The sequence below is a fragment of the Candidatus Phycosocius spiralis genome (assembly GCF_030158815.1).
GTDB lineage: Bacteria > Pseudomonadota > Alphaproteobacteria > Caulobacterales > Aquidulcibacteraceae > Aquidulcibacter > Aquidulcibacter spiralis.
This window is the reverse complement of sequence record NZ_BPFZ01000004.1, coordinates 20,701-33,262: the sequence shown is the minus strand read 5'-3', so window position 1 is coordinate 33,262 and position 12,562 is coordinate 20,701. Positions and strand designations below refer to the sequence as shown.

At 51.1% G+C, this 12,562-nt stretch carries 11 protein-coding genes; 8 read left to right on the top strand and 3 right to left on the bottom strand.

Annotated elements, in window-relative coordinates:
- The first annotated feature begins 110 nt into the window (after positions 1 to 110).
- Together PsB1_RS04205 and PsB1_RS04200 are read left to right on the top strand one after the other, a co-directional pair.
- Positions 111 to 902: a chorismate mutase gene (locus PsB1_RS04205; RefSeq protein ID WP_284359286.1), complete on the top strand. Its 792-nt coding sequence runs from the start codon at positions 111 to 113 to the stop codon at positions 900 to 902.
- A gap of 8 nt (positions 903 to 910) precedes the next feature.
- Positions 911 to 1,156, top strand: coding sequence for a hypothetical protein (locus tag PsB1_RS04200; RefSeq protein ID WP_284359284.1), 246 nt, complete (start codon positions 911 to 913; stop codon positions 1,154 to 1,156).
- Between the two features lie 8 nt (positions 1,157 to 1,164).
- Here the strand turns inward: PsB1_RS04200 and truA are convergent, their stop codons facing one another.
- Positions 1,165 to 1,917, bottom strand: a complete 753-nt coding sequence (gene truA, locus PsB1_RS04195) for a tRNA pseudouridine(38-40) synthase TruA (RefSeq protein ID WP_284359283.1) — start codon at positions 1,915 to 1,917, stop codon at positions 1,165 to 1,167.
- A gap of 120 nt (positions 1,918 to 2,037) precedes the next feature.
- Here truA and PsB1_RS04190 point away from each other — a divergent pair, with 120 nt between their 5' ends.
- Positions 2,038 to 3,087 (top strand): HpcH/HpaI aldolase/citrate lyase family protein, encoded by a 1,050-nt coding sequence (locus PsB1_RS04190; RefSeq protein WP_284359282.1) that lies wholly within the window; start codon positions 2,038 to 2,040, stop codon positions 3,085 to 3,087.
- 111 nt (positions 3,088 to 3,198) lie between these two features.
- Positions 3,199 to 5,880 carry a phosphoenolpyruvate carboxylase gene (gene ppc, locus PsB1_RS04185; RefSeq protein WP_284359281.1) on the top strand — a complete coding sequence of 894 codons (2,682 nt, stop codon included), beginning with the start codon at positions 3,199 to 3,201 and terminating at the stop codon, positions 5,878 to 5,880.
- A 7-nt stretch (positions 5,881 to 5,887) separates the two neighbouring features.
- Here ppc and PsB1_RS04180 read toward each other — a convergent pair whose 3' ends face one another.
- A complete protein-coding gene (locus PsB1_RS04180) occupies positions 5,888 to 7,390 on the bottom strand; it encodes an ATP-dependent DNA helicase (protein WP_284359280.1) in 1,503 nt (500 codons plus the stop codon).
- Between the two features lie 153 nt (positions 7,391 to 7,543).
- Here PsB1_RS04180 and cysK point away from each other — a divergent pair, with 153 nt between their 5' ends.
- Together cysK and PsB1_RS04170 are read left to right on the top strand one after the other, a co-directional pair.
- Positions 7,544 to 8,533 carry a cysteine synthase A gene (gene cysK / locus PsB1_RS04175; RefSeq protein ID WP_284359279.1) on the top strand — a complete coding sequence of 330 codons (990 nt, stop codon included), beginning with the start codon at positions 7,544 to 7,546 and terminating at the stop codon, positions 8,531 to 8,533.
- 283 nt (positions 8,534 to 8,816) lie between these two features.
- On the top strand, positions 8,817 to 10,268 hold the full coding sequence (locus PsB1_RS04170; protein ID WP_284359278.1) for an AMP nucleosidase: 1,452 nt from the start codon (positions 8,817 to 8,819) through the stop codon (positions 10,266 to 10,268).
- A 32-nt stretch (positions 10,269 to 10,300) separates the two neighbouring features.
- On the opposite strand, the gene PsB1_RS04165 is transcribed toward PsB1_RS04170, so the two are convergent.
- Positions 10,301 to 11,140 (bottom strand): FkbM family methyltransferase, encoded by an 840-nt coding sequence (locus PsB1_RS04165; RefSeq protein ID WP_284359277.1) that lies wholly within the window; start codon positions 11,138 to 11,140, stop codon positions 10,301 to 10,303.
- A gap of 144 nt (positions 11,141 to 11,284) precedes the next feature.
- Between PsB1_RS04165 and PsB1_RS04160 the strand changes: the two genes are divergently transcribed.
- On the top strand, positions 11,285 to 11,581 hold the full coding sequence (locus PsB1_RS04160) for an SCP2 sterol-binding domain-containing protein (protein WP_284359276.1): 297 nt from the start codon (positions 11,285 to 11,287) through the stop codon (positions 11,579 to 11,581).
- A 17-nt stretch (positions 11,582 to 11,598) separates the two neighbouring features.
- Positions 11,599 to 12,528, top strand: coding sequence for an alpha/beta fold hydrolase (locus PsB1_RS04155; RefSeq protein ID WP_284359275.1), 930 nt, complete (start codon positions 11,599 to 11,601; stop codon positions 12,526 to 12,528).
- Positions 12,529 to 12,562 lie beyond the last annotated feature (34 nt).

Genomic DNA, 12,562 nt, shown 5'->3' with positions numbered 1-12,562 from the left:
CTAGCTCGCGCCGCGCCTTTCGGGGAGTGTTGGCGCTGATATTATCGAGATCGTGCTAAGCTCTGGCAAATATCTTGCACAATTAAGGTTTTTTCCTCATGGTCTAAGCCATGAATAACCCCAATGCTGATAAAAGCCCTGCTAGCTTGATCACCATGTCTCAACACTCAGTAGATAGTGGTGCCGATACAGTAGCCGCATTGCGCGGGGAAATTGATGCCATCGATGGTGAACTTGCTCGTTTGATTGCCAAGCGTTCTAGCCTTGCACACACGATGTCTATGGCCAAACATATGGCTGGCGATACAGGGTTTGGCTGGCACCCCGCACGCGAAGTTGAGATCCTTCGATCTATCCTAGCGCGTGAACCTGATTTGGACCCCTATCTTGTAACAACCATTTGGCGGGCCTTGATCGCCGCGAATTTAGCCGCCCAAGGTGGACTTGAGATTATCACCACATTGGAAGCGGCTCCTTGGGCGCGGCTGGCCTTTTCCATCTCCGACGAGACCCATCAATTGATCAAAACCGATCACGCGCTTTTAGAAGCATTAACCCAAGGTGAACGCAGGATCGGCTGTTTGCCTTGGCCAGATGGTGCGCACAATTGGTGGCACGATATGATGCACGCCGCTTTCGCGGATCTTTTTGTGTGTGCGGCAAGCCCACCTGTTCAAAAACGAGGCGCGCCAGAGGCTTTATTGGTGGCGCGCCATCTGCCTGAATCTTCGGGCGATGACTTCACCCTTTTGGCCGGTTCGGTGCATGACTTACAAGCTTTTGACGGCCAAATCGTCGCCACAATGGATGGGATATGCCTTACTCAGGTGCCCCGCTTTATCGGCGAGGAAATTGTGCTGCCAAGCGGGGTTCGGCGGATTGGCTGTTTTGCCTTGGCTTAGGGCCAAGCATGCTTGAGCTTTCTTCTGTCTGGGGCGGCTTTGGTGCAGGCAGTGCCTCCACCAAAGTCCTAACTTTATTGTTCGTGGGCGATTTTGACGAGTCAAGTCCGCCTTGCGCCGCACCGCGGCAGATTTCTTTAAGAAATCTGGACTTGACGCGACAAAACGCCCGGTCATCATCGAAAAGCGGTTTTGTGCCAGAATGGGCACCAAAAGCGCGTCCCAGACCTTTTGAGTTCAAAAAGCGCCAATAAACCCACCCTCAATAATAGACGTCGGTCAAATACAAGCCGTCGCTGGGCGCGACTGGGCCGCATTTTGTTCTGTCGCGCGCTTCAAGTGCAGCCTTCACATCGGCGGGTTGCCAACGACCACGCCCAACCTCGGACAATGTACCCATCATAGAGCGCACCTGACGATGTAGGAAGGATTTGGCCTGCACAAAGGCTTGAATCTCATCGCCAAAAACACCCTGTACTCGGGTCAAGCTTAACTGACTGAGTGTCTTGATCGGACTTTTGGCTTGGCAATCGGAGTGACGAAACGTGGTGAAATCATGCGTCCCAATCAAGAAGTGGGCGGCTTCTTGCATGGCCCCCACATCATGGTGATGGGGCACACGCCACACACGACCAAGATTTAGGGTTAGGGGTGTCCGCCGTTCAACCATGCGGTACACATAACAACGCGCCTGTGCTGAAAATCGAGCATGAAACGTATCGGGCACTGGTTCTGCGAGCACAATCGCAACGGGGCCAGAAAATCGCAACCAAGCATTGAGGGCTTCGCACAATCGAAACCCATCCCAACTTTTTTCCAAATCAACATGAATGACCTGCCCAGTCGCGTGGACACCGCGGTCTGTACGTCCAGCAGCATGGGTCCGTCGCGCTTGCCCTTCAATTGCGGCGATTGCGCGCTCCACGACATCTTGAATACCCTTTCCGTCAGCCTGACTTTGCCAACCCGAAAAGTTTGTGCCGTCATATTCAAGGGTTAGTTTCCAGCGTTGCATGCAACGCGTTTAGCGCAGCATTTAACCCAGTGCCTACCCCATTGCTGCGTTGACCCTGCAACAGGGGCCGCTTATAGCGCGACCGGTTCACCATTATGATGAGACCTAAAGGGATTGGTCATGAAAACCCCGCGCTCTTTCTTCAAACCACTCGCCCTTGGTGCTCCTGCCCCATTCCGGGAATTGCCGGTGAATGTCGAGCGCATGATCCATTTTGTGCCACCACATCTCGAAAAAGTACGCGCTAAAGTTCAAGAAATGGCTGCAGGAATAGATGTGATTTTGGGCAATCTGGAAGACGCGATCCCATCAGATGCCAAATTAGCAGCCCGTCACGGCTTTATTGATATGGCCAAAGCCACTGATTTTAAAAGTCTTGGTACCGGTCTTTGGGTGAGGATCAATGGATTAAATAGCCCATGGATGTTGGACGATGTGGTCGAGATCGTCACCGCGGTGGGAGACAAGCTGGATGTCATCATGGTTCCCAAGGTCGAAGGCGTGTGGGACATTCATTATCTTGATCAATTACTGGCCCAACTGGAAGCCAAAGCGGGGGTGATCCGGCCGATTCAGCTTCACGCGATTTTGGAAACCGCAGAAGGTGTCGCTCATGTTGATGCGATTGCTTTGGCCAGCCCAAGGATGCAAGGGATCAGCTTAGGCCCTGCCGATTTAGCAGCCAGCCGCGCGATGAAGACTACCCGCGTCGGTGGTGGGCATCCAGGCTATCGTGTGTTAGAAGACGCCCACTCAGACGGACGCGCCCGCGCCAGCGTTCAGCAAGATTTATGGCATTATACGTTCGCAAAGATGGTTGACGCTTGCCAAGCTGCCGGGATCAAGCCATTTTACGGCCCATTCGGCGATATCAAAGACCTTGAGGGGTGTGAGCAGCAGTTTCGCAACGCTTTTATCATGGGCTGTGCGGGCGCTTGGACCTTGCACCCTGACCAAATTGAGATCGCCAAGCGTGTATTCAGCCCCGATCCCACAGAAATTGCCTTTGCACGGCGTATTTTAGAAGCCATGCCAAATGGTAGTGGTGTGGCAATACTGGACGGGAAGATGCAAGACGATGCTACTTGGAAACAGGCCAAAGTGATGGTCGATCAAGCGCGTTTAATTGCCAACAAAGATCCCGACATGGCCAAGGTCTATGGCTTCTAAAGACCCTTCACTCTTATCTTAGACTGGATTGTCTCCTTCTTGCCAAGGTCCCCAAATACTCGATCGCAGTCAAGTCCTTGTCTTAAAGTTAGGCATGAGGCCAAATAAAGTATGACTTATCGAAGTTCAGACACCGCGCGCAAGCTGATCAAAGATCTTGGCACATATTTAGGTGATATCATCAGAGACCAGCATGGCGAGATACTATTTGACGCCATTGAATCTATCCGCTCAGCTTCTGTGCGCGAGCACATAGGGAAATTACCCCATGGTGTCACCCTTAAACTGCTCGATCAACTTAGCCTAGACGAAACCTTAATTTTTATCCATGGGTTTTGCGTCTTTTCACAATTGGCCAATCTTGCCGATGATTATGTTAACCGTGTCCAGAATGTTCATAGAGATCCTTTAGAAGTCCTGACCTCAGATGCCGATCTGAGCAAGAATAGGGTGCATGCGATTTTGGCACAAATGGTTATTGCCCCCGTTTTAACCGCTCATCCCACAGAAGTTCGACGTAAAAGCGTACTTGACCGCGAAGTGGCCATCTCTGACACTTTAGATTTGCCCATTGATCCAATTGAAGGCGACAACCTACAGAAAGATAGGTTACGTCGAGAAATCCGACTCCTGTGGCAAACAAGGGTTTTACGCAGCGAACGGATTGGGGTTAACGATGAAATTACCAATGTCGCGAGCGTTTTAGGTCGGTCATTTTTAAAGGAAATGCCGAAACTGGTTCGAAGATTAGAGCGTCGCTTGGGAAAACCGCTTCCCGATCTATTGCGTGTAGGATCTTGGGTTGGGGGTGACCGCGATGGCAATCCATTCGTCGATGCGCAAACCTTAAGCACCGCCATAATGACCCATGCCAGCCTTTTGCTGGGTTCATTCTTGGAAGAGCTGCATCAATTAGGTAGTGAATTATCCATCTCCGTAGAGTTAACACAGGTCAGTCAGGCATTGATCGACTTAGCTCAGTCTGGCCAAGATTCATCACCCCATCGCCGCGACGAGCCCTATCGGCAAGCAATTCGCGGCATTTATGCCCGACTGGCCGCAACTTACACGTCAATAACTGGGCAATCGGCCCCGCGTTCGACTGAACTCAAGGCAAGCACATACCAGTGCCCATCCCAATTGATCGAAGCACTCAATATTATCGGAGAATCCTTACGTGCCAATGGTGCAAGCGATGTAGCCGATGGGCGACTGGCCCGTTTGAAGACCGCGGTACATCTATTTGGTTTCCACTTTGCCCAGATGGAGTTGCGACAAAATTCAGAAGTCCACGAACGCACCATTGGTGAGCTCGTTAAAAAGGCGGGGATTGAAGCGAATTATGCGGCCCTACATGAAACTGAGCGCGTTGAACTTTTGCGCGAGATCTGGCGATCTCCGCGCCAGCTCAAAACATTATTTGCCACCTATAGCGAAGAAACCCAAAAGGAATTGGCGATCTTTGACTGTGCGGCCTCGATGCGTGCCAAAGTAGGTCCTGAAGTTTTGCGCCGCGTCATTGTATCTAAAACCGGTAATGTTTCTGATTTGTTGGAGGTTGCCCTCCTGCTTAAGGAAGGCGGTTTGTTTACCCTGAGGCCCAACAAAGCACCTATGATCGCCATCGCACCTTTATTTGAAACGATTGCCGATCTTCAAGCGAGTGAAGCGATTATGCGCCATTGGTTAATGCTGCCAGAGATCCAAGTGGTGCGTGCCAATGCGGATTTTGTCCAAGAAATCATGATCGGCTATTCCGATAGCAATAAGGATGGAGGCTATTTGACTGCCAATTGGGAAGTAAGGCGCGCCATTGAACGATTGGTAGCTTTAGGGCATGAATTGGGCGTGACCATGCGCTTTTTCCACGGCCGTGGTGGCTCAATTGGGCGGGGTGGCGGGTCAAGTCGCGACGCCATCAGGGCCCTGCCTTCAGGCAGTATGGTAGCGGGGCTTTCGGTTACCGAGCAAGGCGAGGTGATTTTTTCAAAATATGGTCACCCCGAAAGTGCGCGAGCTTCTCTTGAAACCTTGGTGGGGGCCAGTTTGGAAGCAGCCTTAATGCCTGCTGACCCTGCTCAAGACGAATTATTGGCCACAACTATGCCCCAGCTGAGTGATCATGCTTTTAAGGCCTATCGACAACTCATTTATGAAACAGAAGGCTTCGCCCAGTATTTCCTTCAATCCACACCCCTGAAAGAAATTGTCGAGCTAAAGATTGGTAGTAGGCCCGCCGCGCGCTCGGCTTCCGGGCGTATAGAGGATTTGCGCGCCATCCCATGGGTATTTAGCTGGTCGCAGGCACGTGTGAATCTCCCCGGCTGGTATGGGTTTGGAAGTGCCATCCATAGCTATTGCGCCGTGGCGGGCAAAAAGGGGCAAGAAGATCTCCGCAAACTCTATCACATTAGTCCCTATTTTGCGACGTTGGTGTCCAATGTTGAGATGGTCATGGCAAAAGCCGATCTCGAGATTGCACGGCTTTATAGCGAACTTGTTGAGGATCAAGTGATGGCACGGGCGATTTTTGCCAAGATTGAGGTCGAGTGGGGTCTTACCCGAACCGCTATAAGCCAGGTCACAGGACGATATGACTTGATCAGCAATAATCCAAGCCTAGCCCAATCCATTAGCTTGCGCATGCCCTATCTTGATCCGCTCAATCTATTGCAAGTTCGCTTGATCCGAAAGTTACGCGCCAAGCCTTCAGACGCGTCGGCCGCCACAATCATCAAGGGTATACAGCTCACCATCAATGGGATTTCTGCCGGTTTACGCAATACCGGCTGATGCAAACTCAAGTCTGGTCGATCCGGCCCACACGAAATGCCCCTAAATCAGCATAAACCGCCTTGTCCGCAAAGGCAAAGGCCGCATCATCAACGCGAACATCAGCGCGGCGTAAATGGCGCGATAAAGTCAGCCCTTCAATTGTGCGGCAACGAGATAGTGCCACATAGGTTTGGCCATGGGCAAATGACCCGCTGCCGAAATCGACATGAACCTGATCAAAGGTCAGGCCTTGCGCCTTATGGACAGTTAAGGCCCAGGCGGGACGTAGAGGCAATTGCCGAAATAGACCAACGGGCTTACGCTGGGGCACACCTTCTGCATCGGGCTCATAGATATAACGCTCCCAATCGGTTGGTTCGATCTCATATGTGCGCGCGCCAATCCGCACAAAGGCGGTGGTTTTACCTAAATCAACCACTGTGCAGAGTGTACCATTAACCCAGCGCTTGTCTGCATCATTGCGCAACAGCATGACCCGCGCACCCACCCGCAGTATTAGCTCATGATCTGTTGGAAAAAGGCGGTCGTCGAACTGACCTTCGACTTTGGCTGTAAAACTGGCCTTCGGACCCACCAGTTTGGTCATTTGCACATCATTGATGCGGCGCGCCGCATCATTGGTTGTGGTTAATACAATAGCACCACCGCCCTCACCTTCAAAAGCTGGCGTGGATGAAACGACGCGGGAATCTAACAGCGCCGCATCCTCGATACTGGGCCGACCACGCCGCACGCGGTCTAACAATCCCAGAAAAACGGCTTCGGATTGGCGAAAAACTTGACGTAATTCAATCGCCGTCCAATCAAGCGATCTAACCACTGGCGCATCAAAAAAGTAAGGACCCCCGAACCATTGCATCAAGTAAGGCTCTTCTTCTCGGCTTACAACAGGGGGCAATTGGGCGCTATCACCCACACATAAAAGCCGGACCCCCCCAAAAGGCTTAGCAACACCTCGGTGTAGCCGCATCGACCGATCAATGGCATCCATTAAGTCCGAACGCACCATAGAAATCTCATCAATCACCAATAAATCAAGGGATTTGAGCATGCGCCCCCCGCGAACCCGCTTTACGTCATGGGGTTGAATGATGGCGGGTGGAAATTTGAACAAGGAATGGATGGTTTGGCCACCAGCATTGAGCGCTGCGATCCCTGATGGGGCAATAATCGCCGCTTTAAGCTGAGTTGTGTCTAAAAAAGCCTTTAAAAACGTCGTCTTCCCGGTCCCTGCCCGCCCGGTTAAAAAAACCCCTCCCTCAGCTGCTTCAATGCGCTCCGCGACTTCACCATAAGGGCCATCATCTAGAGAAGGCGCTGTAGGTGCGGCCGATGCCATCAAGCGACCTTCCCCCCTTTTTAGTCGCCATAGCGCTGTGGCGGCGTCTGGGTCGTTGACCTGCGCGACGATGGTTCCCTGACGTATGAATAGCGCGCAATAGCCTTTGCCAGTTTCCACCAACCGCGCAATCCCGTCCCGCAGAGGTATTTCTTTTAAAGTTTTCACGCGGCACCCTCTTACCTCTGTCTTGTGGGGCTACGCTATTTTCGTCAAGCATAGTGTTGGGGTAGATGCATGGATTAGAAATTCTAACTTGTTTGTCACGCATCTAAGGCGCACCTAATGTGATATAAGCACTGGCTTATGGAGGAAACCCGCATGTCTCACGCATTGTTTGCCCAAGCTCCACGGGCTCTGACGACCCGTGCACAGGGCCGCATCTTTTCCAACATAACCGAAACCGTCGGGGCGACCCCGCTTGTTCGGCTTTCCAAAATAGCCAACAAATACAACATTCAAGCTGAGTTATTAGGCAAACTTGAGTTTTTTAACCCAATCGCCTCAGTCAAAGACCGCATTGGCTTTTCAATGATTGAAGAGCTTGAAAAGCGCGGCCTGATCCAAGCTGGTAGCGTTTTGATCGAGCCGACATCGGGCAATACAGGTATTGCTTTAGCCTTTGTTGCGGCCCAACGTGGCTATCGCTTGATCTTGGTGATGCCTGAAACCATGTCCATAGAGCGACGGAAGATGCTGGTCTTTTTAGGCGCAGAATTGGTCTTAACCCCCGGTGCCGAGGGTATGAAGGGGGCAGTTGCGCGCGCCAATCTTTTGGTCAGTGAAACACCAAACGCACTTATCCCAGGCCAGTTTGTTAACCCCGCCAATCCCGCCATCCACCGCAAGACCACTGCCGAAGAAATTTGGATCGATACAGATGGTAAAGTGGATGCATTTGTTGCGGGCGTAGGAACCGGGGGCACGATCACAGGGGTTGGCCAGGTACTTAAGGAGCGGAGCCCTCAAACCCGCATTGTTGCCGTAGAACCATCAGGCAGCCCAGTATTGTCAGGCGGGGCACCTGGCTCCCACAAAATTCAAGGGATTGGTGCAGGTTTTGTACCCGAAGTGCTTGACCGCTCGGTCATTGATGAAGTGATCACCGTCACCAATGAAGAAGCGTTTGAGTTTAGCCGTGATCTTGCTCGTACCGAGGGAATACCAGGAGGTATTTCAACCGGTGCCAATCTTGCTGCCGCGATCAAGCTTGGTCAGCGCACAGAATTTGCCGGCAAGCGCATTGTGTTCATCGTGCCAAGCTTTGCTGAACGCTATATTTCTTCGGCGCTCTTTGACGGCATTGGCTAGTTGGTCTTCGATCGGCTTTACAACGAAACTGGTCATATCAATCAGCACCTTTTGTCTGGGACGGCTTTGGTGCAGGCCCTATCTGCATCAAAGGCCTTACTCAATAGGTTGTGGGCGATTTGACGCGACACACAGCCCGAACAACATAGAAAAGGGTTGTGCCAGAATTGGCCCTAAAAGCACGTCCCAAACCCTTAAGGTCGCAGATATGACCGCTAGATTTATGGCCATCATGTCACACCGAGGCGATTGACAAGTGCGATACGACCAGTTTGATGCGGTCATGATTCCATGCAAATCTCCCCAAGAAGCCATAGATCGGCTTCAAGACATCCATGCCGCTTCGGTGCAAGCATTGCGTGATGCCTTGGCCCGCTTTGTTCAAGCCCGCACACCACCAACAGCTGAAGAACGGCTTAGGTTTCGCTATCCTGAGATCCGGGTGATTTATGCGCCAGATGGCCCGCCCCCGGTGTCTCAGCGCGCTTATGCCAAGTTCAATGCACCGGGTATCTATGCCACAACTGTGACCCAGCCGGCTGAGTTTCAGAACTATTTGTTGGAGAATCTAACTCCCTTGGTGGAGGAATATGGCGCGCAGGTTGAGGTCGGATTATCGGAAGATGAAATGCCCTATTCTTACATTGTCGATGGGGCCACCGACATTGGTCTTGGCGATGTGCCGCCACAAGAATTAGCGCGTTGGTTTCCAACCCCGCAACTAACTTCCGTCGGCGATGAGATTGTGGATGGTGAGTTTGAATTTATAACAGGACAATCACGGCCGCTAGCCCTCTATACCGGCTTGCGTGTTGATTATTCCCTAAAGCGCCTCACCCATTATTCGGGCACCGAGTGGCGCGCGTTTCAGCCTTGGATCTTGTTCACCAATTACGCCCGCTATGTCGACGAGTTTGTGCGCTGGGCTATTGAGCAAATCCGCATAGGCGGACGCTATATTCGTTTGATTTGTTCAGGTGGTATCACCATTGATGCTTCTAACTTAAATGATGATCTAGAGGCCATAGTGGCCGCAAGCCCTTGGCGTAAGTTTCAGATGCCAGCCTATCACCTCATCTCTGCCGACGGCCAAGGCATAACCTTAGTCAATATCGGGGTTGGTCCTTCCAATGCTAAAAATATCACGGACCATTTGGCAGTTTTGAGGCCCCATTGCTGGCTGATGGTTGGCCATTGTGGCGGGCTTCGCCAAAGCCAACGCATTGGCGACTATGTGCTGGCACATGCCTATTTACGTAAAGACGAAGTCCTGGATCGTATCTTGCCTGCCGATGTACCCATACCGCCGATTGCCGAAGTCCAAATGTCCATCCAACAGGCGGCAATGGAAGTCACAGGAGAAAGTAGAGAAGCGCTCAAGCGACGGTTGCGGACCGGAACCGTGGTTAGCTTCTCGGATCGAAATTGGGAACTTTATTGGGGTAGGGAGCGGCGCCTCATCAATATTTCACGCGCGATCGGGGTCGATATGGAAAGCTGCATGATCGCAGCGCAAGGTTTTCGCCACCGAGTACCTTATGGCACGCTTTTGTGCGTTTCTGACAAGCCCCTGCATGGCGAGATCAAATTGCCAGGTTCCGCTAATGTCTTCTACGCGCGCGCCATAGGGGAGCATTTGAAAATCGGTATCGCCGCGATTGAAAAAATGCGCCTTGACGGTGTTGTGCTTCATTCGCGCAAATTACGCAGTTTCGACGAGCCGCCGTTTCGCTAAGGGCATACTGGATTGATCTGCCCTTAAACCCTTTAATCGCTGCGGGTGCCCAATTCAAAAACATGATTGCGTTTAGTGGAGACTAGCAGTCGATATCCAATTTTTTCTATAACACCCATCAAATCTTGGACCCAATCTTTTTCACCCCGCTCGATAATCAATAATCGCGGGTGCAGCGCACTTGGGGCCTCGGCATAGAAAGGTATCATTGCACGATCCTCAAACCCTTCAATATCAATTTTAAGCGCGTCGATGCGATAGAGTCTTGCTTCTTCAACAATGCTTAAGAGTGGACGGACAATTACCTCAATTTCATCCCTCCCCCCACTAATGGTAGCCAGCGATGCACCCCCTTCATTATTGCTGCCAATTGATAAATACATAAGTCCATGCGCAGCGCCTGCACCACAGGCAAAGACCTGCGTATTCATATGCGGGTTTAAGGCAAAATTCGCTCTTAATCGTCCAAGTACGCCAGGTTGGGGTTCAATTGCGACTATGCGGCCAGATTGGCCAATAAATTGACCCGCCCACAATGAATACGCCCCAACATTAGCCCCCACATCAACAAAAACATCACCTTTTTTAAGCCATGTGGCCAAGATTTCCCGCTCTTCCAATTCAAACCTTGACGGTGAAAACATCAACCGTTTTTCGGTTATATTTTTCCGTGGATCAATCCTGGTTTTAAGTCCCCACGTTTCTATATCGAGCGGTCCAGAAAGACTTGGAAATAAAAGCCGCTTGCAGAAGGAAGCGGCAAGCTTACTCAATGGGCCCGGGTCAAACGATCGTGACCAGCGGATGAAGCGTGCTTGGTTGGGGGTAGGAGCATAGACCCCGTAAGGTGGCATATCATAGAACATATTCATGGGTTGCCATGCGTCATCTGCATTTACAAGGAGCTCAAGACAGAGTTTGACGCTACGAAGCGCTTCCTATCTTGTCAATCACAGTCTAGAACAGATTATACTTGTGTTCCGCATCAGATTTGGGGCGCACTTAGGGAGAAAACCATGGATCTTGCAACCATTACTGCTGGCATGAAAGAACGCGTCGAAGCTAAACCCGCATTTGGCAATACTGTAAAATTTGATTTTGGCGATGCCGGAACAATTCACATCGATGGCAAGAACAACAACCATGTGACCAATACCGATGGTCCTGCGGATTGTACCTTGAAGATCGCTTTAAGCGACTTTGTGGATATGGTCGAAGGTCGCCTCAACGGTATGAATGCTTTCATGAGCGGCAAGTTAAAAGTTGATGGCGATATGTCGATTGCCATGAAGTTACAATCGATTATCGGTTAAAGCATGGATTTAACTTCATGCAATTGGTTCGGGATGCATTCATTGACGCCCTAACAAAATTGGAGGTCTTTCGTGTAAAAGGGCCTGATGATCTAACAATCCGTGCAGCTTTTCTGCCTTATCTAGGCAAGCAGCCGCGCGGATCGATCATTTTGGCACCAGGTAGATCCGAATATATTGAAAAATATGCCGAAACCCTTGCAGCTTTGCAAACACGAGGGTTCAATGTTCTCGTTGTGGATCATCGCGGCCAAGGTTGGTCGGATCGACTGGGTGCCAACCAGTACGCCGGGCATATGGATAGTTTCGCTAAGGCTGGTATCCACCTCAATTGTGCGATTGAGGCTGTGAGCGACCGTTTGACTGGCAAAAAGATTGTGCTGAGTCACTCCATGGGGGGCTGCATTAGCTTAGAAGCGCTATTGAGTGGCACAATCTCCAATATTGTGGGTGCTGCCTTTTGTGCACCGATGTGGGGACTGATCGGTCCACCGGTAATGGGCGTAATCGCTCAAACTCTGGTCGCTTTAGGACTTGGAAAACACGTTGCGCCGACTTTGCCAAAAGTCTGGCATCCAGAGCCGTTTGAAGCCAACCCATTAACCCATGATCAAAAGCGTTTTGCCCGCAATAATGCTCTATTTCTGGCTGAACCCTGTTTACAATTGGCTGGCCCAACCAATGGCTGGATCAACCAAGCCCTCAAAACTTTGGCAAGCTTCACACCTGAACGATTGGCGACCTTAGCTATCCCTATCTTGGTGGTGAGTGCGCAAGCAGAAGCTTTAGTCGATAATCATGCCCATGTGCGGGTTGTAAGCCAGCTGCCCCATGCGCAATTGCACATTGTGCCAGGTGCCAAGCATGAGTTAATGCAAGAAATCGATGCCTTGCAACAGCAATTTTGGGGGCATTTCGACACGTGGGTTGAAACGGTTTTAACCTAACGCCTAAGCTGTAAGACCAACTGCCTCATAAATA

Coding starts and splice junctions, on each gene's coding strand:
- PsB1_RS04205 (WP_284359286.1), top strand. CDS start 111: ATGAATAACCCCAATGCTGATAAAAGCCCTGCTAGCTTGATCACCATG.
- PsB1_RS04200 (WP_284359284.1), top strand. CDS start 911: ATGCTTGAGCTTTCTTCTGTCTGGGGCGGCTTTGGTGCAGGCAGTGCC.
- truA (WP_284359283.1), bottom strand. CDS start 1,917: ATGCAACGCTGGAAACTAACCCTTGAATATGACGGCACAAACTTTTCG.
- PsB1_RS04190 (WP_284359282.1), top strand. CDS start 2,038: ATGAAAACCCCGCGCTCTTTCTTCAAACCACTCGCCCTTGGTGCTCCT.
- ppc (WP_284359281.1), top strand. CDS start 3,199: ATGACTTATCGAAGTTCAGACACCGCGCGCAAGCTGATCAAAGATCTT.
- cysK (WP_284359279.1), top strand. CDS start 7,544: ATGTCTCACGCATTGTTTGCCCAAGCTCCACGGGCTCTGACGACCCGT.
- PsB1_RS04170 (WP_284359278.1), top strand. CDS start 8,817: ATGATTCCATGCAAATCTCCCCAAGAAGCCATAGATCGGCTTCAAGAC.
- PsB1_RS04165 (WP_284359277.1), bottom strand. CDS start 11,140: ATGAATATGTTCTATGATATGCCACCTTACGGGGTCTATGCTCCTACC.
- PsB1_RS04160 (WP_284359276.1), top strand. CDS start 11,285: ATGGATCTTGCAACCATTACTGCTGGCATGAAAGAACGCGTCGAAGCT.
- PsB1_RS04155 (WP_284359275.1), top strand. CDS start 11,599: ATGCAATTGGTTCGGGATGCATTCATTGACGCCCTAACAAAATTGGAG.